The sequence below is a fragment of the Pseudofrankia saprophytica genome, assembly GCF_000235425.2.
GTDB classification, from domain to species: domain Bacteria; phylum Actinomycetota; class Actinomycetes; order Frankiales; family Frankiaceae; genus Pseudofrankia; species Pseudofrankia saprophytica.
Window position 1 is genome coordinate 5,624,987 of sequence record NZ_KI912266.1, and the last position, 22,255, is coordinate 5,647,241.

A 22,255-nucleotide genomic window follows, 5' to 3' on the forward strand; every position below is an offset into this window, starting at 1 on the left:
TCAGGGCAGGGCGCAGGCGGCGCGCTGGCGGGCAAGGACGGCGTCGCAGGCGGCCACACCGGTGGCGCCCCGGCGGTTGGCGCTGCCGCGTGTACGACCTGGCCTCGGCGCCAGACGCCGACAGCGTCCTTCGCGGCACCGAGCCGACCCGTCGACTTCACCGCACTGCGCTGGTGACCCGTGCACCTAGACATCCGAAGCCGGCCAGGTCCTGCTCCCGGCCGGCGAATCCCGGCCCACGAAATTGGGGTTCGGCGTCCGTTGCTCTGCTTCGGCGAGGTCGGTGCCCGGCTCCTCAACTGGCCGGCGTGCGCATCGCTTCGAATGTTGCGAGCTCGTCGACAGCCACCACGAACTCTCTGGCAGATTCGCCGTAATAAAGCATCCGGAGAGTATTCCATCGCCTCCTGTTCTCGCTTTTCGAAAGAAGAACATTGAGAAAGGTTCGCTCAACCTTCATCTTCTCGACCATCGCTCGAAAGTTCCTGTCGTAGGCGTGCCCATAGTAGCGATGCATGCCATCTATAACCATTCCAAGATAGGCAATGTTCTGCGCTTCCCTCTCAGGTATGGACCGATCGAGTCCATAGATGTCGTAAAGAAACCGAGGATCTTGAGAAAGTACCAGTCCGGTCGTCTCATACAACTCGTCCAGTCTTACCTTGTTGGCCTGATCGACGGCCCGGTCAGCCGCCTTCGCGCTTTTCCACGCGTAGAACACGGCGACCCCGGCGATCCCGACCGACGTCAAACTAGCCAGTAACTCCATCGCAAAGCACTGCCAATCATCCGAGAGCTGCTGGTCGACGGTCGGTAAAGGTGCCCACCTGCCTGGAACCCTGACGACATCGTGGGGGCGCGTGCTGGGCCGGTTCTTTCCTCACGGCCTCCGCCGAACCGGACTGACCGTAGAGAAGGCCGCTGACGAGGTGCCGGTTGGCCTGCGCATTCTCCGACCGCCGCGGAAGCGCGCGATGCGGTTTCGCCGGCCAGAGGGCGTGTCGACACTTGCGGAGAAGGTTTCCGAGGCGCTCGACGCCCCTGATCGGGCCGCTCGGCGCTGTCGCATGCAGCCGAGCCAGACGATTTTGCCCGTGAGCCTTCGTGCGATCAAGCCCTCCGATCGCCGGACCGACTACCTTCAGAGTCTCATCGGCTGTCTGTGAGGTCTCCGAGTCGGACGATTTATCGTGAAAATCATCTGGCCTCGCCGGACGCGACAGTGTCGGGCGGGGTCCTGTCCGCCGCGCCAGCCTGGGACTGGTGGCCTACGGTCCTCGCGATCAACACGGGCCCTGGTCGGCAGGGAGGACTGGTCTGGCGACCGGCCCCGCCGTCGTGCGCCCGCGCGCTGCCGCGCACGGTCGCTTTGACCGCGTGCGGCCCGGTGCTCGCGTTTGCCTGCCCTGCAAACCAGACGATCTCCTGATTCGCCGGTCACGGGCTTTACCTTGACACGATGTCAGGGTGTCCACTGGGCGCAGGAGGTGGTCCCGATCAACACGACAACCGGAACCCCGCAACACACCCGCGTGGCGGGCGCCCTGGGCGCCAAGGACTCGTCAGTCCGGCTTCAGGCGGCCCTGGCGGTCGGCTCGAACCCGGACCCCGGCCTGCTGGAGACGCTCGTCGAGCGGTGCGCGGTCGAGCCGGACTTCTTCGTGCGAGACATGCTGTCCTGGGCGCTTGCCCGGCTCTCGCCGGAGATCACCCTGCCCCGGATCCGCCAGGAGCTCGACTCCGAGCACGCTCAGGCCCGCGGCCAGGCGTTGCACACACTTTCCAAGATCGGTGACAGGAGGGCGTGGGACTGGATCACGCGCGACCTGCTGCGCGACACCGACGACGAGGTCGCGCGGACCGCGTGGCGCGTCGCGGTCGCCCTCGTACCCGAGGACGAGAAGAAGAACCTGGTCGACGACCTGGTCGCGCAGCTCGGCCGCGGCGGCCGCGACGTGCGGCTCAGCCTGAGCCGGGCCCTCGTCGACCTCGGCAGCGTGATCGAGCCCGCCCTGGAGAAGGCCGCGGCGAACCTCGACCCGACGGTGGCGGCGCACGCCCGTGCGACCGAGCTGCTCCTGCGGTACCCGGAGGCTGGTTTCGACGTGGCCATCGACGAGGCGAAACGAGTGGTCACGCTCGGCCCGGAACGAGCCGCCGCTGCCGCCACGGCGGCGGTGGCGGCGAGAGTCGCCGGGAGTCCCGAGACTGCCGCGACCATGGAGTCGACCGGGTCGACCGGGTCGACGGAGGCTGCGGAGATCGCGGATTGCTGATCGGTGACGTGGCCCGCCACTCTGGGGTGAGTGCCCGAATGCTTCGGCACTATGACGCCCTCGGGCTGGTGCGACCGTCTGGTCGCACGGTCAGCGGCTACCGCGAGTACTCCCCCGAGGACATCCGCAGGATCTTCCACGTGGAGAGCCTTCGATCCCTCGGGCTCTCGCTCAGGCAGGTCGGACGCGCGCTGCAGGACCCGGCCTTCGCTCCGTCCGCCCTGGTCGGCGACCTCATCCGGTGGACGGAAGACCGCCTGGAGCGGGAACAGGAGCTGCTCGAGCGGCTCCGCGCGATCGACGCGTCGGCACCCACCGGCTGGCAGGGCGTCCTGCGCATCGTCGAACTCATGCACGGGCTCGGCTCGACCAGCGCCGCGCGCAGACAGCAGACCGTCCTGGCCGGCCCGGTGGGCGAACCGGTTCCCGCCGAACTACTGGCCGGGGCGGTGCTGGCCGAGTCCGACCCCAACGTCGCGGGCGCCCTGCGCTGGGCGCTCGCCCGATCGGGCGGCGACGGCCTGGCGACGCTGGCGGCCGGCATGCACTCGCGGGACGTCGACATCCGGCGGCGCGCGGTCCTGGCGATCACCGGGATGTCCCAGGCTCCGGGTACGACCGTGGCGCTTGCGGACGCGCTCGGGGACCCGGACACGATGGTGCGCGGGTACGCCGCGCTGGCGTTGGGCGGGCGTGGCGTCGCCGCAGCCGTGCCGACACTCGTCGGCATGGTGGTCGAAGGCTTCCATGACGTCGACGCGGCGGAGGTCCTGGGAACGCTGTCCCAGGATCCCGGGTGCGCGGCCCGGATCATCACCGCGCTGGTCGACGAACTCGCCGCGCACACCGCCGACTCCGCGACGCGGATACGCCTGGCCCAGGCGCTGGTCGAGCTGCCGGGACCGGGCGCGCAGGAGGTCCTGCGCCAGCTGGCCCGCGACGACGACCCTGCTGTCGCCCTCGTCGCCTCCGCCTTCGTCGGAGTTCTCGAAGAGGGTTCTGTCGCGCCGGTCGATGCCGTGGTCCGCCCCGGCGACCCGGCATGATCGGATCACGGCTCGCCGTGGTCCTCGTCCGCACATCCCGGTCTCGGAGCTCACGGGGTTCCGGTTCCCGCCCGAGGCGATCGTCCTGGCAGTGCGCTGGTGTCTGCGGTACGCCCCGTCCTACCGGGACGTCGAGGAGCTGCTCGCTGAGCGCGGCATCGAGGTTGATCACGTGACTGTGTATCGGTGGATACAACGCTTCGCATCGCTGCTGATCGAGGGGTCCCGAGGACCTCGCCGCGGCCGACGGATAGCGAGTCACCATCGGGTGATCGCCAGGTTCGGACACTGATCGCGCCTGCCCACGATCGGCGCAGGTACCGCAGCCGCGGTACACGGATATGTCCGCATACGGATGACGACGGAAGAGGCCGTCCCAGCGAGCGTGGTGAAGACCTGAGCTCAGTCTGGAGGCACTTCCGTGGCTACTCCGATGCCTCATCCGCGACCTGGCGGATACGGGGCCCATGGTGCCGCCAGTGGCGAGATCGATGCGGACTCCGGTGCCGCACGCCCTGACGCACCCGAGCTCCCACGAGCGCCACAGCCCACCGAGCCACCACCTGGCAAGACGAGAGATCGCGAAGCGTCGTGGTTGCGGGGATCCACCCGAATGGAGGTGCCATCGGAGGGCCGGCCGTCACCGAGCGAGGAGGATTCGCCCAAGACGTCAGCAACCCCCCGGAGATCCACTCGCCGCCGCAGGTCGCGCAGGATCCTGGCGGTTGCTCTGGTTCTTCTGATCATCGTGCTCGGGGCGATGGACCGGCTGGCCGCTCACGTCGCAGCCTCCCAACTGGTCAGCCAGCTCCAGAAAAGTCAGCAGCTGCCGAACAAGCCGGCGGCCTCGGTAGGCGGCTTCCCGTTCCTGACCCAGGTGGTCACGGGTGACTACAAGGACATCGGTCTTCGCATTCGCCGGGTCGCCGTGTCCGACCTGTGCGTCAACGACATCAGCGTGCACGTCCGAGGAGTGCATCTTCCGCTGAGCACGCTGATCGGCAACAACGTCAAGACGATGCCGATCGATCATGTCATCGGCACGGTGGGACTCACCTACACCGACCTCAACGCCTACCTCGCCGACCAGCCCGGAGACATCCAGCTGAGCGCGTCTGGCGGCGGGATGCGCATCTCGGCACCGGTGGACGTACCGCTGGTCGGACAGATCAAGGCGTTCGGCGACGTGCGGGCCAGCGTCCAGAACGACCGGCTCACCCTCGCGCCCACCGCGCTCGGCGTCAACGGCCTGGGTGCCCTGAGCATCCCCGCGAGCACCGTGCGAGCCCTCAGCGTGACCATACCGCTCTCCAGCCTGCCGTTGGACCTGCGGTTGACGTCGGCCGCCGTGACGCCGTCCGGTGTCGAGATCACTGCCGAGGCCGACGACCTGAAGCTGGAGCCGACGCAGCCCTCGACGACCCGGCTCCAGGGCTGCTGAGCGCGCCACCAAACCGAGATGCGCAGAAAGCAGAAAAAACCGGGAGGTGAGCCGCGGGATGACCAGGAATAGTGGCATGACCTGGAGGCAGCTGGACGTGGACGGTCCGGCGACCCCACTGACGCGGGCGGTGAGTTCCTCAGGTGCGACGACCATTCCCGGCGAGCGGCTGTTGCCGCATGACTCGGATTCCGTCGGCCCTTATATTCTGGTCAGCCGGCTGGGTGAAGGAGGAATGGGTACCGTCTACCTCGGACGTGACCCCGGTGGCCGCGCGGTCGCGGTCAAGGTCATTCGACCAGACAGGGCGAACAGCCCAGAATATCGACACCGTTTCCGGCTGGAGGTCGAGGCGGCCCGGAGCGTCGCGCCGTTCTGCACAGCCGAGGTTCTCGACGCCGACCCGGACGCGTTCGCGCCATATCTGGTGACCGAATTCATCGAAGGCCTTCGCCTCGATCAGGCAGTAGCCGTCGGCCCGCTCAGCTCATCCACACTCACCGGGCTGGCGGTCGGCGTGGCGACCGCGTTGACCGCGATCCACCATGCCGGGCTGGTGCATCGGGACCTCAAGCCCAGCAACGTGATCCTCTCACTGACCGGTCCGAGGGTGATCGATTTCGGCATTGCCCAGGTGCTTGACGGCGCCGTCGCGAAACCAACCGACTGGGGATTCGGCTCGGCGGGCTGGATGGCACCCGAGCAGATCCACGGTCAACCCATCGGACCGGCTGCCGACGTGTTCACCTGGGGCATGCTCGTCGCCTACACGGCCACCGGCCGGCACCCGTTCGACGGCGACACCGATCTCGAGCTCGCGTACAGCATCACCAGTGCCGAACCTGATCTGACGGGTCTCCCCCGGCAGCTGGAGGATCTCGTCTCGAACGCTCTCTCGAAGGACCCGGCGGCCCGGCCCACCGCCCGCGACCTGCTCCTGCACCTGGTCCAGCTAGCCCCGGACGACCGGGCCACCGATCCCGCGATCCGGCTGCTCGGCCTCACCGGCACCATTCCACGGCTTCCGCGGAGGCGAACGCCTCGTCCGCGGCGACCGTGGCGTCCGCGGGTTCGTCCATCCGTTCTGCTCGGCGGCGGCGTGCTGCTGCTGGCCCTTGCGACTGCCTGGACGGTAGCTACGAAAAACCGCGGTCAGGCCCCAGCTCCGCCCGTCACCGCCGCCACGACCACCACCAGTCCGCGCTCCCCGGCCCCGTCGGCTCCCTCCCCGGGACCGGTCGGCTTCCGCGACGGAGGACTCCAGTTCACGGTCGAGGGCGTCGAATGCGGAGTCGAGCAGCTCGGCCCCGATTTCCTGGCTCGCCGTCCGAACGGCCAGTTCTGCCTGGTGACGATGACGGTCCGCAACGTCGGTGGATCGTCGCGCCAGCTGCAGAGCGCCAACCAGTACGCATACGACTCTTTCGGCGGCCAGCACTCGGCCGACTACCTGTCTCGTTTCTACCTTCTTGGCGAAACGGTATGGCAGCCCGTCGCCCCTGGCGCATCGGTACATGGCCGGATGGTCTTCGACATTCCTGCGGAAGCAAGACTGAAACTGCTACGACTGCACGGCAGCTCGACCGGTACGGGCGTGTCGATACCACTCTGAACAGCCATCCACGTTCACGGCAGGATCAGCCCGCGGGCGAGGCGTCCATTTCCGTGATCGCAGCGTGTCCTGCCGCGGCACGGGCACGGGCACGGGGTGCGGGGTGCGGGGTGCGGGGTGCGGGGCGGCATACCGCGGTCGTGGTACACGCGGATGACGACGGACGGCGGATGGCGCCGGGCGGCTTCGGCGGGACCGTGAGGTGCCACATTCGAGCTCGCGAAAGGCAGTCCCGTGTCCGTTCTTGCCCGGTGGTGCGCACGGCACCGCTTCGTCGTTCTCGGGGTCTGGGCCGGCGCCGCCGTCGTCCTGATCGGCCTCGTCGTAGGAATGGGGTCCAACTTCAAGACCGTCGCCGACCTGCCCAACAGCGAGTCGGCACACGCCTACACGCTGCTCGGCGCCTCCACCGACTCGCCCCAGACCGGTCGCATCGTCTGGCACACCACCGGGCAGGCCGTCGACTCGGCCGAGGTGCGCGGCGACGTCGCCCGCATGCTGACCACGATCGCGTCGCTGCCCGGAGTCGAGGCTGTCGTGAGCCCGTACGCCGCAGGCGACGCGTCGCGGCTCAACACCAGTCAGAACACGGCCTACGCCGACGTGACCGTCACCGACGACGTCGATGTCGCCCAGGTCCGGCAGACCGCCCAGTCGATCGAGAACGACCGCCTCCAGGTCGAGACCGGCGGCCAGGCGTTCGCACCCACGACGACGTCGGGCGGCATCGCCGAGGTCGTCGGCATCCTGGCGGCACTGCTGGTGCTGCTGGTGATGTTCCGCTCCGCCTGGGCCGCGGCACTTCCCATCATCACCGGCGTGGTCGGCGTCGTCACCTCACTGCTGTTCGTCATGGTCGGCTCCCACGCCGTCGACCTGTCGAGCGAGTCGATCACGATGGGGTCGCTGATCGGCCTGGGCGTCGGCATCGACTACGCGCTGTTCATCGTCGACCGGCACCGCAAGGCCCTGATGGCCGGAGCATCGGTGCACGACGCCATCGGGCAGGCCGGGAACACCTCCGGCCGAGCGGTGATCTTCGCCGGTCTGACGGTGATCGCCGCGCTGCTGGCGATGTTCGTGGTCGGCATGGGCGTCCTCACCGGCATGGGGCAGGCGGCCGCGGTGACCGTGCTGTTCACCGTGCTGGCGGCGATCACCCTGCTGCCCGCGCTGCTGTCGGTCCTCGGCCCGCGCGTGCTGTCCCGCCGGCAGCGCCGCCTCCTGTCCGACAGCAGCGACGTCACGGCGAGGAAGTCCGCGCCGGGACGCGCACGGTCTCGCCGTGGGCCCGCCCGGCGCTGGGCGGCGCTCGTCACCCGTGCTCCCGCGCCGATGGCGGTGCTCGCGCTGGTCGTGCTGGCGGCGCTCGCGGTCCCGGTGCTGTCGATGCGGGTCGGCGAGGCCGACGCCAGCAGCGACCCGGCCGGCTCGACGTCGCGTCAGTACTACGAGCTGATGAGTCCCGCGTTCGGCGGCGGCATCGACGCCACCCTGCTGCTGGTGGCCGAGACTCCCGACGGGAGTTCCGCCCAGGCGCTGGACACTCTGGTCACGCGGCTGCCGTCGGTGCCCGACGTCGCCTCGGTCGCCCTCGGCGCGACCGCCCGTGACGGCGTCCAGGTCGTCCAGGTGACGCCGTCGAGCAGCTCGGGCGCCAAGGCGACCGTCGATCTGGTGGATCACCTGCGGCGGGACGTCATCCCGGCCGCCGAGGCTGGCAGCCACCTGCAGGTGTACGTCGGCGGCCAGACGGCGACCAACATCGACATCGCGGACGCGCTGATGAGCAAGCTGCCGCTCTACCTGGCGCTGGTGGCCGGACTCGGGTTCCTGCTGCTGGTGCTCGCGTTCCGCAGCCTCCTGGTGCCGCTGGTCGGGGCTGTCAGCAACCTGGCGACGATCGTCGTCGGCCTGGGCGCGCTGACCGCGATCTTCCAGTGGGGCTGGGCCAGCAACCTGCTCGGCGTCGGGGACGGCGCGCCGATCTCCTACATCGTCCCCATCATGGTCGTCGGGGTGATGTTCGGCCTGTCGATGGACTACCAGGTGTTCCTGGTCAGCCGCATCCGCGAGGAATGGGCACACACACACGACAACACGCGCTCGATCCGCACGGGTGTCGCAGAAACCGCCAAGGTCATCGCCACCGCCGCCGTGATCATGCTGTGCGTGTTCTCCTCGTTCGGGTTCAGCGGCCAGCGGATCGTCTCCTGCATCGGCATCGGCCTTGCCCTCGCGGTCGTCGTGGACGCCTTCGTCGTGCGCATGATCCTCGTCCCGGCGCTGCTGCGGATGATCGGCGACCGGGTGTGGGCATACCCTCGGTGGGCCGACCGCCTCACGCCCCGCCTGGCGATCGAAGGCCCCGCGAACAAGATCGACATACCGTCCGACCAGATGGACGCGCCACCCGCGGACAACCTGGTCGGCGCCGCCGGCCACGCCTCGGCCGCGGCGGACCGGCGGTGACCGAGGAGCCGTGACGATCAACCGATCCGTCGCCGGAGGAACCGCCGGCGCCACCGGAGCCACCGGCTGGCGACGCCTGCTCAGCGAGAGCAGGCGTCCCACCCGGTGGGACATCGTCGTCACCGTCGCCATGCTGGTGACGATGACGATCGTGGTCGTCGTCCGCTCCGGTACCGCGACGTTCCCCAGCACGGAGCTTCTACTCCTCACCGTCGCCTCGTGGCTGCCGCTCCTGGTGCGGACCTACTGGCCCGAGCTCGTTCTCGCCGCCGTCGTGGTCGTCGAGGCCTGCCACCTCGCGGTCATGCACGACCTCGACGCCGGCCTGCCCGGAAGCACCGTCGGCGCCTACCAGCCTGTCCCGCTCGCCACGATGATCGCCGTCTACACCGTCGCGGCCCGCCGCCGCCAACGGGACGGGTGGATCGCCGGCGCCGCCGCCGCGTCCATACTCCTGGCCGCCGCGCTGCTCTTCCAGCCGCTCTCCCTGGCGGGCACGGACCTCGTCATGGTCCAGCTCGTCGTCATCGCCGCCGGCGTCGGTGTCGGGATACGCGCCCGGCACGACGCGCGGACCCGGCGGGCCCGCGAGGCCAGGGAACAGTCCCGGCAGGCGGTGCTCGACGAACGGCTGCGCATCGCCCGCGAGCTGCACGACACCCTCGCCCACAACCTGGCCCTCGTCGACGCGCAGGCCGCCGTCGCCGACTACCTGCTCGACACCGACCCCCTGACCGCGCGCCAGGCTCTGCGCGGGATCACCCAGCACACCTCGGCGGCCATCGACGACCTGCGGGCCGCCCTCGTCCTGTTGCGCCGCGACCCCGACGATGCCGAGCACACCGGGAAACGGCAACCGGCAGGCCACCCTCTGCCGGCCACCGACGACCAGTCGTTCGGCTCCCCCTCGCTGGCACCCGTGGCCGGCCTGAAGCAGCTCGGCGGCCTGCTGGGCCGGTTCCGCGACGCGGGCGCCCACGTCACGCTCGACGTCCACGGCCAGGCGGCCGCGCTCAGCCACCAGAGCGACCTGGCCGCCTACCGGATCGTCCAGGAGGCGCTGACCAACGCCACCAAGCACGCTCCCGGCGCGCCCGTCTCCGTCACCATGCGCTGGGCGCCTGGCCAGCTGAGGCTCGAGATCCACAACAGCCGCTCGGTCCGGCCAGGCCAGCAGCACCCGGTCGGCACCGGTCACGGGCTGATCGGCCTGCGTGAACGCGCCCGCGCCGCGGGCGGAACATTCGGCGCCGGCCCGACCGGCGACGGGGGCTACCTCGTCACCGCCACACTGAGCACCAGAGCACAGCGCACCACCGACCACCAGATCGTCCCCGCCGTGGGCGCCGACCGCGTGGGCACCGACCCGACCGAGACAGAGAGGCCCGCGCCGTGACAGCCCCCGTCAGGATCGTGCTCGCCGACGACCAGGAGCTGCTGCGCGCCACCTTCAGGCTGCTGCTCGACGCCGCGCCCGGAATGGAAGTGGTCGGCGAGGCCGGCACCGGCGTCGAGGCCGTCACGGTGGTGCGAGAGACGATGCCCGACGTCGTCCTCATGGACATCCGGATGCCCGAGCTCGACGGCGTCGCGGCCACCGCCCAGATCACGTCCGACGCGTCCCTCGCCGGCGTGCACATCCTGGTCCTGACCACCTTCGAGACCGACGAGCTCGTGCTGGCCGCCCTGCGCGCGGGCGCCAGCGGCTACCTCGGCAAGGGCGTCGCACCGGCCGCTCTCCTGGACGCCATCCGGACCGTCGCCACGGGCGAGTCCCTGCTGTCACCCACCGCCACCACGGCCCTGGTCAAACGGTTCCTGGCCAGCCCCACCGCCCACCTCGACGCCGCGCTCCCGGCCATGAACGAGCTCACGGCCCGCGAACGCGAGATCACCATCCTGGCGGCGCGTGGCCTGTCCAACGACGAGATCGCCGACCAGCTACACATCAGCCCCGCCACCGCCAAGACCCACGTCAACCGAGCCATGACCAAGGTGCACGCCCGCGACCGCGCCCAGCTCGTGGTGTTCGCCTACGAACACGGCCTCATGACCCCCGGTGCGTGGGCGCAGTAGTGAACCGGCCCCGGGCGACGCACGGCGGCTCTTCCACGTCAGCCGATCGTCGGCCGGCCTTGGCATGTCCCACGGCCCTTGCCCGGACGGACAGGGTCAGGAGGTGCTGCCGTCGGCGCAGACACGCTCTCGAGCCGTCGCGAACGCGGTGCCGCTGGGATTCACCTGGACGAAGGCGTAGCAGGACAACGGCTTACCCGAATAGTCGTGCAGGTCGGCTGGCGCGATGAGGCCGTCCGCGTCGTAGCTGGAGACGCCGCGCAGTGCCTTGATGAAGTCGTCACGGGTGGGGCAGGGTCCCGCCAGGTCGAGGCCACGTAGGAACAGATCGGTGTTGATGTAGGTGAACATGGCGAACTGCTGGTCGGTGTTCGTGGACTCCGGGGCGTAGCGGGTCATCGCGTCCTTGTAGCGTTGAATCGCCGGTCCGCCGGCTTCGAACGGCCGGAAGAAGACCGGCATCGACACGCCGGCGAGCGCCGGACCGATGGATGACAGCAGCCCGCGGTCGTAGCCGGTGAGCACCACGCTGACCACGGGGTTCACGCCCGCCGCGCGAGTCGCCTGCATGATCTTGGCGAAGTCGTCCGGGGCGGTGATGCCCAGCAGGGCGTCGGCACCGAAGTCCTCGATCTTGCTGGCCACCTGGTCGGGGCTGCCGCTGCCGGCCACGTAGGTGAACGCCTTGACTGTGCTGATCCCCGCGGTCTTCAGGCCCTGGAGGTACTCCCCCGTGATGCCGGAGGTCACCTCCGACTGGTCCCCGGTGACGATGGCGACCCGGGTGCCGCGAGCGGCCCGGATGTAACGGCCGACGACGACGGGGGAAGCCGAGTAGACAAAGGAGAACATGTTCTCGCGCCCAGCCCAGGACGGTTCGACGGCGACGCCGGTGACCGGCACGTCCTCCTGGGTCAGGCGGTCCATCGAGTCGCCGAGGGTGGCGCTGGCCGTCACGAGGCCGAAGACCTTCTCCTGGTCGACGAGTTCCTCGGTCGCGGTCTCGGCGACCGGCCCCGAGCCCTCGTCGTCTCGCCACTCATAGGCGATCCGCCGGCCGTGCACGCCGCCTTCCTCGTTCGCGAGACCGATCCTGGCGTCAAGACCGGCCCGAGCCGAGGACAGCGCCGAACTGGACACCCCCGAGCCTGGATAGACGAACCCAAGCGTCACCTGGCTTTTGGTGACTCCGGGCGAGTCGCAGGCCGCGGCCGCTCCGTTCCCCGCGCTCGACGAGGAGCAGCCGGTTACGGCGACGACAACGAGGACCGCGCTCGCCATTCCTAAAGGTGCCCGAGGCCTGCGTAAGCGCATGCAAATCCCGACGCTCTCCCGGCCGAAAGTAGCCACCCGGCTCCCCACTTCCGTCAGGGGAGCTTGTTGGCACGGGCGACCTCGCCGAGCCATCGCGCGGTCGGTTTGACGGTGCGGGCGAAGGTGGTCCGGTCGACGGCGATCAGTCCGAACGTCATCGCGAAGCCGGACGTCCATTCGAAGTTGTCGAGTAGCGACCAGTGGAGGTAGCCGCGCACCTCGACGCCGTCGGCGACGCAGCCGGCCAGTCCCTCGAGGGCGGCCGCGGTGTAGGCGGTGCGGGCGTCGTCGTCGGCGGTGGCCATGCCGTTCTCGGTGACCAGGATCGGCACCCGGGCGTGCTCGGCCGCGAGCCGGACCGTGTGCCCCAGTGCCTGGGGGTAGACCTCCCAGCCGGTCTGCGTCGTCGGGACGCCGTCGGGCACCGGCAGGACGCCGTCCGGTCCGACGCGTTCCCGGGTGTAGGTCTGGACGCCGACGAAGTCGTCGTCGCGGGAGACGTCGAGCCAGTCGAGCTCGGCCGCCTGGCGGGTGGCGGCCCAGCGCTGCTCGCCGCCTTCGGCGGGCTGCAGGTCGATGAGGGCGAGGGTCCAGCCGACGGCGGGGTTTCCGGGCCCGGACCTGATCGCCTCGACGGCCTTGCGGTGCGCGGCGGCCATCACCTCGACGGAGGGGACCGGCCAGCTCCCGCCCGATCCCGACTGACCCGACGGGGCTGGCTGGTCGTCGGCGGCAGCCGCCAAGCCGAGGCCGTCCTCGCGGGCGGCGGCCGGGGCCAGGCCGAGGTGGACCATCAACGAGATCACGTTCGGCTCGTTGAAGGTGCAGATCCAGGGCACCAGGTCGCCGATGTGTTCGGTGACCCGGGCGGCGTACCGGGCGAACCGGTCGACGGCGCCGGTGCCGTTCCAGCCGCCGGCCGCGGCGAACCAGCGGGGCGTCGTGAAGTGGTTGTAGGTGACGACGGGGGTGACGCCGTGTTCGAGGCAGGTGCCGACCATGCGGCGGTAGTGGTCGAGCGCGGCCCGGGAGAAGAAGCCCTCCTCGGGCTCGATCCGCGACCATTCGACCCCGAACCGGTAGGCGTTCAGCCCGAGCCCGGCGAGCAGGCCAATGTCCTCGGGATAGCGGTGGTAGTGGTCGCAGGCGTCGCCGGACGGCTCGGCGAAATGCGATCCGGGCGCCCATTCACTGGCCCACAGGTCGGCGTTGACGTTGCCGCCCTCGACCTGATGGGCGGCGGTCGCGGCACCCCAGAGAAAGCCGTCGGGGAACTGGCTCATGATCGGTGGACCTCCCGGAGTAGCGGGGAAAACGGTATTGATCTGTGTGTCAGGCCCGCGCGGCGGTGAGCCAGGCCGTCATCCGGTCCAGGCTGCGTTCGCCGGCCGCCGTGAACGGCTCGTTGAGATGCCCGTGGCGGGAGCCAGGCTCGAACTCGACCCGGACCGGGACGCTGGCCGTCGCGAGCTGCGCGGCGTAGGCCTCACCCGAGGAGCGCAGGGAGTCCGCGTCGGAGTTGAGCACATAGACCGGCGGTTGCCCGGCGACGTCGCCGCCCGCGGGAAACGCATAGGGGTCCGTCAGGGCCGCCTCGGTGCCGGTGAAGTTCAGGCTGATCTCGGGGGCCATGTCGGCGGTGAGGAACTCACCGGTCAGCGCTTCGGTCTTGGCGCGCAGATCGGCGCTCGGCTCCGGCAGCCGCGGGTGCAGAACGCTGTAGAGGAGCAGCAGGGAGGCCGGCAACGGTCCGGCACCGTCGCGAAGCCGCTTGGTCACCCCCGCGGCCAGGTTCCCGCCCGCGCTGGCCCCGCCCAGGTGGATCCCCGTCGGCTCCGCCTGAAGTTCACCGGCGTTCTTGACCGCCCACAGCCAGGCGTCGAGGAGGTCATCGGACGGCGTCGGGAAGTGAATGCCGCCGAGACACTTGCGGTACTCGACCGACAGCACCGGGATGCCCCGTGACGCCAGGGTCAGGCCGACCCAGTTCGCCTCCGGCATGGCCAGGTCCCCGGTGACGAAGCCGCCGCCGTGCGCCCAGACCAGCGCGGAGCCGGTCGCCCGGCCCGCCTCGCGGTAGAGCCGCGCCGGCATCCCTCCGGCACCGTCGACATTCACCTCCCGTACTTCGACCCGGGCCAGTTCGGGGTAGTGGGCCGTGAGGGCGGCGGTGTCCGGGCCCTGCGGCATCCGCGTCGCGATCAGCTCGGGGTCCGCCGTCTCCAGGAATCGGACGAAGTCGGCGAAGGACGCTCGGCGTCGCTCACCGCCTGCCTCAGTGGTCACGGTGCCTCCAGCGATGTGTCACGAGCCGACGGGTTCGGACGAAGTCGGCGAAGGACGCTCGGCGTCGCTCACCGCCTGCCTCAGTGGTCACGGTGCCTCCAGCGATGTGTCACGAGCCGACGGGTGTGGATGTGAGGGCCGCGAGGACGGCGGACAGGTCGCGTTCCATGGCCGGCGCCTGTTCGGGGAAATAGCCCAGCAGGGTGCGCAGGTCTGGCAGTGATGGCTCAGTGCCGGTGTCGGCGTCGCCGAACTGCGGCAGGTGCTGGCGGAGCACGGAGTGCAGCGCGGTCCAGGTCGCCTGGTCGTGGAAGAGGACCTTCAGCGGGGTGTCGAGGGTGTAGGCGGGCCGGACGGGCGTCGGGAGGTCGTACTCCCAGTGGTGCTCGCCCGCGTCGACGTGGACGGCCAGCCCGTCCGGATGGCGCGGGAGGACCACGTCGGCGGTGGTGCCGGTGGGGACGGTGACGTCCACGGTCATGCGGCCGGTGGGATCGTGCCGCCAGGCGGCGCGGACCCGTCCGTGCGGGGTGTCGTGAGTGACGGCCGCGTACGAGAGGTCGCCGCCTGGCTGTGGGGCGATCCGGATCCGGCGGTAGCCGGGCTCGGCGGGTTGCAGGCCACCGACGACGCGGTGCAGCCAGTCGGCGATGGCGCCGAGGGCGTAGTGGTTCAGCGAGGTCATGCCGGTGTCGTGCAGGGCGCCGTCCGGGGTGATCGCGTCCCACCGTTCCCAGATCGTCGTCGCGCCCTGGGTGACCGGGTAGAGGAACGAGGGACATTCGGTCTGGAGCAGCAGCTTGTAGGCCGTGTCGAGGTGGCCGGTGCGGCTCAGGGCGTGCGCGACGAGCGGCGTGCCGGCGAAGCCCGTACTGATGCGATGCTCGGCCTTGGCGACGAGCTCGGCGAGCCGGCGTCCGGCCCGCTCGACCTGGGCGGGGCGCAGGATGTCGAAGCAGATGGCCAGGGCGTAGGCGGTGACGGTGTCGTTCGCGACCAGGCCGGCGGGGGTGACCCATTCGTCGCGGAACGCCGCGCGGACGCGCTGGTGCAGCTTCGAGTAGCGGGCCGCGTCCTGCGCGCGGCCCAGAGCGTCGGCCGCGTGGGCGAGCTCGCTGGTCGTCCTGCACAGGTAGGCGCAGGCGACGAGGTAGGCGTCCGTCTTGCCGCCGGCCGGGTTGGTGGGCGGCGCGTCCGGGTCGAGCCAGTCGCCGAACTGGAAACCCGAGTTCCACAGGCCGCGCTCGTCGAGCTTGCTCTCGACGCTGTCGATGAAGGCGGTCATGGAGTCGTACTGGCGGGCGAGGATCTCCGGGTCGCCGTACTCCTGGTAGAGCGCCCAGGGCACGCTCACCGCGGCGTCGCCCCACAGCGCGGTGGGCGTGGTGATCGGCATGGACAGCGCGTCCGGAACGACGACCGGGACGTAGCCCTTCGCCCGCTGCTCGGCCGCGAGGTCGGCCAGCCATGAGCCCAGCAGGCCGCTGACGTCGTAGAGGAAGACGGCGGTGGAGCCGAAGGCGTTGAGGTCGCCGGTCCAGCCGAGGCGCTCGTCGCGCTGCGGGCAGTCCGTCGGCACCCCGACGACGTTGCCGCGCATGGACCAGACGACGTTGCGGTGCAGCTGGTTGACCAGCTCGTTCGACGTCTCGAACCAGCCGGTCCGGCGCAGGTCGCTGTGCACGACCACCGCCCGCAGCGCGTCGGCGTCCAGCTCCCCAGGCCAGCCGTCGACCTCGACGTAGCGGAAACCGTGGAACGTGAACCGCGGCTCCCACGTCTCCCCGCCGACGTCGCCGCGCGACGTGTACCGGTCGGTGGCGAGCGCGGTGCGGTTGGTGCGGAAGTCGATCTCGCCGTCGATCAGCGTCTCGGCGTGCCGCAGGGTGATCGTGGTGCCGGGCTCGCCCTGGACGGTGAGGCGGACCCAGCCGGAGAGGTTCTGGCCGAAGTCGACGACGGTCCGCCCCGCCGGGGTGGTCAGGATCGCGTCCGGCGGCAGTTCCTCGATCCGCCGGATCGGTGGCGCCTCCGGGGCGATCAGGGTGTCGAGGTCGTGCTCGACGACGTCGACCGCCGACCACGCGGAGTCGTCGAAGCCGGGTTCGCTCCAGCCGTCCGGGTGGCGCCGGGCGTCGTAGGTCTCGCCGTCGTAGATGCTGTCGGCGAGGATCGCGCCGGTGCCGGCCCGCCAGCCGTCGTCACCGCCGACGGTCTCGGCCCGGTCGCCGTAGTCGAGGTCGAGCCGCAGGAACCCGGCCGGGCGATCGGCCCACACGCCCCGTCGGCCTTCCTCCCATGTCAGCCGGCCCACCGCCCAGCCCTCGCCAAGGATGGCGCCGAGCGCGTTCGTGCCCTCCATCAGCAGGCTGGTGACGTCATGGCTGCTCACGACCAGCCGGTGCTGATATGAGGTCCACCCGGGCGCGAGCACCTCGTCGCCGACGCGGGCTCCGTTCAGGTGAGCCTCGATCAGCCCCAACGCCGTGACGTGCAGGGTGGCCGACCGCAGGCCCGGGCCGACCGTGAACTCCCGCCGCAGGTACGGCGCCGGGGCAGGGGCCGGCGCCTGCCCGGTTGGACGAGCCGGTGCGGCGATGAAGCTGCCATTCCATGGGCGGGACACGGGACCTCGATCCTTGGGACAGGAGGGCGATGGGACAGCGGGCGACGGCGGCGGTAGGCGACCCGGTTGCTCGTCAGGGCGCGGTGCCTGCCCGTCGGGGACCAGGGCAGGCGTACGTGGCGGTTCGCCGGCGAGGTCAGGCGGTGGACGCGGGGAGGGTGATCGTGCTGGCGCAGCGGATGTCGTCGCTGCTGAACCCGGCCAGCACGGTGACGTCGCCGGCCTCGATGCCGCGGGTGCCGTCGAGGCCGGTGTAGAAGAGCCGCTCGACCGGGGCTTCGAGAGTGACCGTCGTCGTTTCGCCCGCGGGCAGCGCGAGGCGCGCGAAACCGATCAGTTGGCGGACCGGGCGGACGACGGTGGCCGCCTCGTCGCGGGCGTAGAGCTGCACGACCGTCTCGCCGTCGACGGTGCCCGTGTTCGTCACGACGAGCCGGGCGTGAACGAGCCCGCCGGTCTCCTCGACCGCCGGCCCGGCGGAGTCGTCGAGGGTGACGTCGAAGGTGCTGTAGGACAGGCCGTGGCCGAAGGCGTAGAGCGGGCTGGGGTCGGTCAGGTCGTTGTAGCCGTGGCGGGTGCCGGTGGGGTGGTCGTAGCCGCTGCCGTAGTGGTGGCCGTGGTAGATCGGCAGCTGGCCCAGGTGGCGGGGGAACGTGCTGGGCAGCTTGCCGCTCGGGTTGAGCACGCCGAAGACCGCGTCCGCGATCGCGTGGCCGGCCTCCTCCCCGAGCAGCGGCGCCAGCAGCACCGCGTTCGACGCCCGCGCCACCGCGTCGAGCAGCAGCGGCCGCCCGGAGACGACGACGGTCACCAGCGGCTTCCCCGTCGCCGCCAGCAGGGTGACGAGTTCGGCCTGGTCGCCTGGCAGGGCGGGTTCGGCGGTCGACTGGCCCTCACCGGCGGTGTTGTCGCCGACCCAGCCGGTCCGCTCGCCTACCACCGCGACGACGACGTCGGCGGCGCTCACCGCTTGCTCGACGGTGGAGGCATCCAACGGACGCTCGGGGTCCGCCTCGAACCCGCCAAGCGGGACGTGTTCGACGGAAGGGTCGATCCGCCTGAGCGCGGCGAGCACTGTGGGCGCGTCCCGATGAATCCGCCGCGCCTCCCCTTCGAAAACCTTCTCCATACCCGGCATCCGGGTCTGGAAGATGTCGGTGAACACGAACGTCGCCGGATCGACCCCGGGGATCTGCCCGGTCATCACCGCACGCATTCCCAGCGGCATCTCGGCCTGGGAGACCGACGTGTAGGCGCCGAAGTGGATCCGCAGCTCGTCGGCCGCGGGACCGACCACGACGACCCGGCCGCCGCGGAGCGCGAGCGGCAGCGTCCCGTCGTTGTCGAGCAGCACCATGCCGCGCTCGGCGACGGCGCGGCGTACCGCCGCCGCCTCGCCGCGATCCGGCGCCGCGGGCACGTAGGCGGCGGCGGAACCTGGCGTCGTCATGCCGGGGATGAGCCCGGCGCGGGCCTTGGCGGCGAGAACGCGGGTGACGGCGGTGTCGATGACCTGTTCGTCGAGCCGGCCGCCGCGGACCTCCTCGACCAGGAAGGAGTAGTTCGCGTCGCCGGGAAGTTCGACGTCGAGGCCGGCGCTGACCGCCTGGACAGCCGCCCGGGCCGGCGAGTCCGCGGTGTGGAAGAACCGGGTCTGCAGGGTCACGGAGTCGTAGTCGCTGACGACGAGGCCGGTGAAGCCGAGCTGGTCGCGCAGCAGCTCGGTGAGCAGCCACCGGTCCGCGACGCATGGAACGCCGTCGATCTCGTTGTAGGAGTTCATGATGCCCGCGAGGCCGGCTTCGGCGATCGCGCGGCGGAACGGTTCCGCGTACTCGTCCACGATCGCGCGGCGCCCCAGCTGGGTGACGGCCTGGTTGAGCCCTCCTTCGGAGGCGCCATAACCCACGAAGTGCTTTCCGGTGGCAAGCACACCCGACTCGCCGTCGGCGCCCTGGACGCCGCGGACGAACGCGACCGAGAACCGCGCGACGAGTTCCGGGTCCTCGCCGTAGGTCTCGTGGACCCGGCCCCACCGAGGGTCGCGGGCGAGATCCATGACCGGGGAGAACAGCAGGTGGCCCCCGGTCGCGCGCATGTGCGCGGCGGTCACGGTGGCCGCCCGGGTCACCAGCGACGGCTCCCAGGTGGCCGCCTGCGCCCACGAGGTCGGAAACTGCGATCCGGACGCGTGCAGGAAGCCGTTGATGCCCTCGAAGTGCACGAGCGCGCCGATGCCGAACGGCGCGATCTCCCGGATGGCGGCCTGGACCTGTTCGAGGTCGGACCGCAGGCTTTCCAGGTCGTGGCCGAGGAACCAGGCCAGGGAGAGCTGCCCGACGCCGTGCGGCCGTAGCGCTGGCAACCGGCTGACGTCGAGCTCGGGGCTCAGCGCGCCCGGTTCAGGCCGTCGCGCGATGAGGTCGGTGACGGCGAACCCCGTGAGCTGGGCGACCTTCTGCTCCACCGTGAGCTGGGAAACGAGGTCCGGGACCTTGTCTGGCGTCAGCGTGCTGGTGGTCATCGCCGCGTTCCCTGTTCCTCTCGAAGGTCGCCCACCGCGGGTGGAGCCTCGCCGCCCGCTCGCGAGGCCGCGAGGTCGGCGCCCGGGTAGCGCAGGCCGATCTGGTGACGTACCGCGTCGAGCGTCCGCATCACCGACACGGACTCCGCCAGCGGCATGACGTCGCTGTCCAGGTGCCCCGCCTGAAGCCGCTCGTGGACGTGCCTGGCCTGGTGGTGCAGTCCGCCGCCGGCCCGGTTCGGCGCCGCGTCCGCGCCCGCGTCGCTGGTGTCCGGGGCGTCGAGGGCGGCGGGCAGGTGCAGGCGTTCGGCGCCGGCCGGGCCGCGGACGAGGATCTCGTCCGGGCAGTGCATGAAGGCGGGCAGCTCGATGCTGCCGGTGGTGCCGGAGATCCGGCCGGTACAGCCCAGACCCGCGCGCAGGGACGCCTTCGCGAGCGCCACCGCGCCGGTCCGGTAGCCCATCAGGATGGCGACGTGCTCGTCGACGCCGGTCTCGCCGAGCTGTCCGAACGCGCTCACCTGGTCCGGCTCGCCGAGCAGCATGCTGGCCAGGGCGACCGGGTAGACGCCGAGGTCGAGCAGCGCGCCGCCGCCCTGCGCGGGGTCGAAAAGCCGGTCACCCGGCGTCGCCGGCGGCCGGAAGCCGAAGTCTCCGTCGACCGCCAGCACGGTCCCGAGGGCGCCTGCCGCGACCAGCTCCCGGATCTTGACGTAGGCGGGCAGGAAACGGCTCCACATCGCCTCCATCAGGAACCGGCCCTCCGCGCGGGCCGTCGCGACCATCTCGGCCGCCTGCGCGGCGTCGAGGGCGAACGGCTTCTCGCACAGCACCGCCCGCCCCGCACGCAGGAACAGGAGCGTGTGGCGGTGGTGGTGCGAGGCCGGGGTCGCCACGTAGACGATGTCGACGCCGTCGTCGGCGGCCAGCTCCTCATACGAGCCGTAGCGGCGTGCGCGGGGCACGCCGAACCGTTCGCCGAAGTCGTCGGCCGTCTGCTGGCGACGGGAGCCGACGGCGACGAGCTCGGCGTCGGGCAGCCGGCCGAGCGCGTCGGCGAACCCGCGCGCGATGGCGCCGGTACCCGCGATTCCCCACCGGAACGACATGAGACCTCCCTCGATGCCGAGGCCGATGACCCCGGCGTGGTCTGGTGACCCGCTGCTGCCCGGCCGGTCCGGCCGGGCAGCAGCAGGGTGCGCGGACAGGTCAGCCGTCAGCCGGTGGTGACGAAGAAGCCCTTCTTCGCCGGGTCCCACGCGAAGATCCGCGGTGGGATGTCCCCGCTCGGCGTGTCGCGGCCGTAGGTCGCGCCATCGACCAGCGTCGGGACGTGGAAGGAGCCCAGGGCGAAGCCCGCGTCCTGGAAGGACTTGTAGGTGAGGTCCTTGCCCGCCTTCGTGGCGATGGCCTGGAACAGGGCCAGGTAGCGGCAGGCGACGCCTTCGGACGTGCCCCAGGCGGGCTGCTTGGGAGCCACGAGCGCCGGGTCGATGATCTTACCCTTGAGCTCCGGCATCGCGGCCTCGATCGTCGGCAGGCAGGTGTTGACCGCCGGGTCGGTGAAGTTCGCCGCCTGCCCGAGCGACAGCGCATTGGTGAGCACGCTCAGATCGCCACTCTTGGCGCCGAAGACGTAGGCGCCGGCGGTGTTGTTGCTCGCGAACAGCAGATGAGGTCGGTAACTGGTCTTCTGGAGCTCAGCCGGGAAGTTGGACTGCGAACCACCGACCAGCAGCACCGTGTCCACACCCGACGACTGGAACTTCTGAATGAACACGTTCAGCTGCGACGACACCGCCGCCGCGTCGGTGAGGTCGGCATCGAGGACACCGGTCTCGGTGACGGGGATGTTCTTGGCCTTGAGTGCGGGCAGGACGACCTTGTCCAGGGTCGGCTGGTCGTCCCGGTATGCGACCACCGCGAGCTTCTTGCCGGTCAGTTCACCCTTGTCGATGTACAGCTGCAGGCCCTGGCCGAGCTCGTCACCACCGCGCTGGTCGGAGAACCACGGTGCCTGGGCCTTGGCGTAGCGCTCGGCGGTGAGGTCCCCGCCGAGGACCAGCGTCTTGTGGGTCTGCACGTAGCAGTTCACGTCGTTCGCGTTGAGGCTGCCGATCACCGCGAAGACCTTCTCGTCCTCGGTCAGTTTCACGCAGGTCTCCTGCGCGCCCGTCTGCGAGATCACGTCGACCGCGCCATACACCGGAACGATCTTCCGGCCGTCGATGCCACCGTCCTTGTTGACCTTGTCGACCAGAGCCTGGAACACGGCCTCGTAGTCACCGTGGTCGACGTCGACGAACTGCTTCACCTTGGACAGGTCCGGATAGACGAAACCAATCTTGATGCTGTCCGCCGTGACACCTCGCGAGGTCGCCGGCGCCGGCGGGACGGGAAACGCGGCAGCCGAGCTGGACGCGTTACCGGCCGGCTTGCCATCGTCCTTCGACTTGACACTGCATGCCGTCACGGCAAGCGCCAGGGTTCCCGCAAGCAGTAATGCACTGTATCTACCCGCGCGTCGATGTGAATTCATGTGACAGATCTCCAGAACGTGACACGGTTAATGGACAGCTGTA

15 protein-coding genes and 1 pseudogene are annotated in these 22,255 nt (G+C 70.4%); 8 read left to right on the plus strand and 8 right to left on the minus strand.

Features of this window, described 5'->3' with window-relative positions; translation table 11 throughout:
- Window positions 1–295: 295 nt before the first annotated feature.
- The gene (locus FRCN3DRAFT_RS0223735) at window positions 296–769 is read right to left on the minus strand and encodes a hypothetical protein (protein ID WP_007513235.1); all 474 of its coding nucleotides are present in this window, start codon (window positions 767–769) and stop codon (window positions 296–298) included.
- A 763-nt stretch (window positions 770–1,532) separates the two neighbouring features.
- On the opposite strand from FRCN3DRAFT_RS0223735, the gene FRCN3DRAFT_RS45905 reads away from it, so the two are divergent.
- From FRCN3DRAFT_RS45905 to FRCN3DRAFT_RS0223775, 8 genes and pseudogenes are all read left to right on the plus strand, one after another.
- Window positions 1,533–2,276, plus strand: a complete 744-nt coding sequence (locus tag FRCN3DRAFT_RS45905; RefSeq protein ID WP_232794121.1) for a HEAT repeat domain-containing protein — start codon at window positions 1,533–1,535, stop codon at window positions 2,274–2,276.
- An 8-nt stretch (window positions 2,277–2,284) separates the two neighbouring features.
- Window positions 2,285–3,322, plus strand: coding sequence for a HEAT repeat domain-containing protein (locus FRCN3DRAFT_RS45910; protein WP_269799834.1), 1,038 nt, complete (start codon window positions 2,285–2,287; stop codon window positions 3,320–3,322).
- Window positions 3,291–3,536: pseudogene (locus FRCN3DRAFT_RS0223750) on the plus strand (hypothetical protein); the annotation flags it as partial. The gene FRCN3DRAFT_RS45910 and the pseudogene FRCN3DRAFT_RS0223750, both read left to right, overlap by 32 nt.
- Before the next feature lie 534 nt (window positions 3,537–4,070).
- Window positions 4,071–4,763 (plus strand): LmeA family phospholipid-binding protein, encoded by a 693-nt coding sequence (locus tag FRCN3DRAFT_RS0223755; RefSeq protein ID WP_232794122.1) that lies wholly within the window; start codon window positions 4,071–4,073, stop codon window positions 4,761–4,763.
- Window positions 4,764–4,821: 58 nt separating this feature from the next.
- A complete protein-coding gene (locus FRCN3DRAFT_RS0223760; protein WP_007513243.1) occupies window positions 4,822–6,375 on the plus strand; it encodes a protein kinase domain-containing protein in 1,554 nt (517 codons plus the stop codon).
- 234 nt (window positions 6,376–6,609) lie between these two features.
- Window positions 6,610–8,847 (plus strand): MMPL family transporter, encoded by a 2,238-nt coding sequence (locus tag FRCN3DRAFT_RS0223765; protein ID WP_007513245.1) that lies wholly within the window; start codon window positions 6,610–6,612, stop codon window positions 8,845–8,847.
- Window positions 8,848–8,857: 10 nt separating this feature from the next.
- Window positions 8,858–10,243 carry a sensor histidine kinase gene (locus FRCN3DRAFT_RS0223770; protein ID WP_007513247.1) on the plus strand — a complete coding sequence of 462 codons (1,386 nt, stop codon included), beginning with the start codon at window positions 8,858–8,860 and terminating at the stop codon, window positions 10,241–10,243.
- Window positions 10,240–10,923 (plus strand): response regulator transcription factor, encoded by a 684-nt coding sequence (locus tag FRCN3DRAFT_RS0223775; RefSeq protein ID WP_007513249.1) that lies wholly within the window; start codon window positions 10,240–10,242, stop codon window positions 10,921–10,923. Before FRCN3DRAFT_RS0223770 ends, FRCN3DRAFT_RS0223775 begins: the two co-directional genes overlap by 4 nt.
- Window positions 10,924–11,019: 96 nt before the next feature.
- On the opposite strand, the gene FRCN3DRAFT_RS0223780 is transcribed toward FRCN3DRAFT_RS0223775, so the two are convergent.
- The 7 genes from FRCN3DRAFT_RS0223780 to FRCN3DRAFT_RS0223810 form a co-directional block, all read right to left on the minus strand.
- Window positions 11,020–12,237 carry an ABC transporter substrate-binding protein gene (locus tag FRCN3DRAFT_RS0223780; RefSeq protein WP_007513252.1) on the minus strand — a complete coding sequence of 406 codons (1,218 nt, stop codon included), beginning with the start codon at window positions 12,235–12,237 and terminating at the stop codon, window positions 11,020–11,022.
- A 53-nt stretch (window positions 12,238–12,290) separates the two neighbouring features.
- Window positions 12,291–13,520, minus strand: coding sequence for a glycoside hydrolase family 1 protein (locus FRCN3DRAFT_RS0223785; protein ID WP_007513254.1), 1,230 nt, complete (start codon window positions 13,518–13,520; stop codon window positions 12,291–12,293).
- Between the two features lie 49 nt (window positions 13,521–13,569).
- Window positions 13,570–14,523, minus strand: a complete 954-nt coding sequence (locus FRCN3DRAFT_RS0223790) for an alpha/beta hydrolase (RefSeq protein ID WP_007513256.1) — start codon at window positions 14,521–14,523, stop codon at window positions 13,570–13,572.
- A gap of 109 nt (window positions 14,524–14,632) precedes the next feature.
- Window positions 14,633–17,149 (minus strand): glycoside hydrolase family 78 protein, encoded by a 2,517-nt coding sequence (locus tag FRCN3DRAFT_RS0223795; RefSeq protein ID WP_007513257.1) that lies wholly within the window; start codon window positions 17,147–17,149, stop codon window positions 14,633–14,635.
- Window positions 17,150–17,285: 136 nt separating this feature from the next.
- A complete protein-coding gene (locus tag FRCN3DRAFT_RS0223800) occupies window positions 17,286–19,673 on the minus strand; it encodes a glycoside hydrolase family 3 N-terminal domain-containing protein (protein WP_007513259.1) in 2,388 nt (795 codons plus the stop codon).
- Window positions 19,670–20,782 (minus strand): Gfo/Idh/MocA family protein, encoded by a 1,113-nt coding sequence (locus FRCN3DRAFT_RS0223805; protein ID WP_007513261.1) that lies wholly within the window; start codon window positions 20,780–20,782, stop codon window positions 19,670–19,672. Before FRCN3DRAFT_RS0223805 ends, FRCN3DRAFT_RS0223800 begins: the two co-directional genes overlap by 4 nt.
- A gap of 107 nt (window positions 20,783–20,889) precedes the next feature.
- The gene (locus FRCN3DRAFT_RS0223810) at window positions 20,890–22,212 is read right to left on the minus strand and encodes an ABC transporter substrate-binding protein (RefSeq protein ID WP_007513263.1); all 1,323 of its coding nucleotides are present in this window, start codon (window positions 22,210–22,212) and stop codon (window positions 20,890–20,892) included.
- Window positions 22,213–22,255 lie beyond the last annotated feature (43 nt).

Coding starts and splice junctions, on each gene's coding strand:
- FRCN3DRAFT_RS0223810 (WP_007513263.1), bottom strand. CDS start 22,212: ATGAATTCACATCGACGCGCGGGTAGATACAGTGCATTACTGCTTGCG.
- FRCN3DRAFT_RS0223780 (WP_007513252.1), bottom strand. CDS start 12,237: ATGCGCTTACGCAGGCCTCGGGCACCTTTAGGAATGGCGAGCGCGGTC.
- FRCN3DRAFT_RS0223735 (WP_007513235.1), bottom strand. CDS start 769: ATGGAGTTACTGGCTAGTTTGACGTCGGTCGGGATCGCCGGGGTCGCC.
- FRCN3DRAFT_RS0223800 (WP_007513259.1), bottom strand. CDS start 19,673: ATGACCACCAGCACGCTGACGCCAGACAAGGTCCCGGACCTCGTTTCC.
- FRCN3DRAFT_RS0223760 (WP_007513243.1), top strand. CDS start 4,822: ATGACCAGGAATAGTGGCATGACCTGGAGGCAGCTGGACGTGGACGGT.
- FRCN3DRAFT_RS0223785 (WP_007513254.1), bottom strand. CDS start 13,520: ATGAGCCAGTTCCCCGACGGCTTTCTCTGGGGTGCCGCGACCGCCGCC.
- FRCN3DRAFT_RS0223805 (WP_007513261.1), bottom strand. CDS start 20,782: ATGTCGTTCCGGTGGGGAATCGCGGGTACCGGCGCCATCGCGCGCGGG.